This window comes from Psychrobacter sp. Ps6 (assembly GCF_022129235.1).
Lineage (GTDB): Bacteria > Pseudomonadota > Gammaproteobacteria > Pseudomonadales > Moraxellaceae > Psychrobacter.
Genome location: NZ_JADQAI010000121.1, coordinates 1 through 1,483, shown reverse-complemented (window position 1 = coordinate 1,483; position 1,483 = coordinate 1). Strand labels below are relative to the sequence as shown.

Sequence of the window (1,483 nt, the reverse complement as noted above, 5' to 3'; positions counted from 1 at the left end):
TATTTGTTTTAATTAAAAAGAGCCCGCACTTCTACTGGAGTGCGGGCTTTTTCTAAGAAAGCTAGTTAATTAAAGATTAATTTCATCAACAAAGTTTAGCTCACATCCATTTTCTTACTCAGTTTTGCTCTTTGATGATGGTTCTAAAATAATTAAAGCCAATGTTCCAATAAATACAGCGACAAGAATAGAGAAAAATCGCACCATATCTTGCATAAATGCGTTATCTGAACTTTGCGTTAATCCATAGAATATAAGAACAACAAAACCTGAGAATAACAGTTGCAATGAGTTATAGCTGACTTTTTTGCTCACAGCATCAATACCCATTAAGAGTGAGAAAATAACGGTTACAGCTAGCTGACCAAATAAATTGGTATGCAATAAATTGACCGCTAATATGGGTAATGCATACAAAAATCCAGCATAGGTCACTAAAAGTCGACGAACGCCATAGTTGTGACCAATACTTGGATCTGGATCTTTAATCACAAGGGCGACAACAACGGTAATAATGGTACTTTGGGCTAAATTAAGATTAATCGAAATAATTAATGTTAGAGTCACAACCAGAGCTTTTAGCAGTAAATGCCAGACTCTGGTATGTGTAGCTTGTCGGTCTACAGTTTCTGGAGGTGGCGCAATAGCACTTCCTCCTGGAACTAATAGATATCCCAGATAAGCGGTAAACCCAGCAATTAAAATATTTTTGAGCAAAGCCCATGGAATATCACTGACATCAATACCTTTTTGCCGTGAAAACACTGCAACCATTGAAGTGGATACAATTAACAGTGTAGCAATAAGATCCTGTGGATTTTCTTTAATACGAACCATACACCAATAAAAAACAACAAAAATAGCGATGTAATAGACAATTGGTACATCATATAGAATGTTGCTGATCACGGCTTGGGTCCAAGCTGTAGCAAATAGAACCCCACTCATGAGTAACACCATAATTAATGGTGGTGGCTCAAGAGATGTGCAAAGAAAGACAGCGCAAAGGGCCGGACCTAATAAGGGTATATCGGTACCAAAATAGTATTGCCAAAAGAGTAATAGAATAGGGAAAACTGTTACTCTTATGAGTGCATTCCCCGGACTACGATACATAACTTAAATAGCTCCATATCCAAGTCCATATATTCAATAAGAACTCACCAACCGTTGATTGTCCGGGATAAAAACTAACAGTTGCTCGACCATTGTATCTAAGTTTTATATTCTCTGGTAAATCTGTGAAGCGAATGTTGACCGGAAAACGTTGAGAGTGCAATGTTCCTGTTGGTGAGTCAAACAAACCATTATTGCCATCAATTTGTAAGCTATTATTGCCACTGCTACCCCAACCAACGGAAGTGACTAACCCATGAAATATTTGGCCAGGATAAGCATCAAATACAATTTTTACCGGAGTCCCTTGCTTGAGGTATGCCAGTGAGTTTTCTCGCACCATAGCGGTTAGCCACATATGCTTATT

The 1,483-nt window shown here is 38.0% G+C and carries 1 protein-coding gene and 1 pseudogene; both read right to left on the bottom strand.

Translation table 11 applies throughout. The features are described from left to right. Nucleotides 1-114: 114 nt before the first annotated feature. Nucleotides 115-1,116 carry a DUF2955 domain-containing protein gene (locus I3255_RS14240; RefSeq protein ID WP_069532153.1) on the bottom strand — a complete coding sequence of 334 codons (1,002 nt, stop codon included), beginning with the start codon at nt 1,114-1,116 and terminating at the stop codon, nt 115-117. Next, nucleotides 1,106-1,483 (bottom strand): annotated as a pseudogene (locus I3255_RS14235) (HlyD family secretion protein); the annotation flags it as partial. The pseudogene I3255_RS14235 and the gene I3255_RS14240, both read right to left, overlap by 11 nt.

Excerpts from the sequence above, each read along its gene's own strand:
- I3255_RS14240 (WP_069532153.1), bottom strand. The coding sequence starts at position 1,116 with ATGTATCGTAGTCCGGGGAATGCACTCATAAGAGTAACAGTTTTCCCT.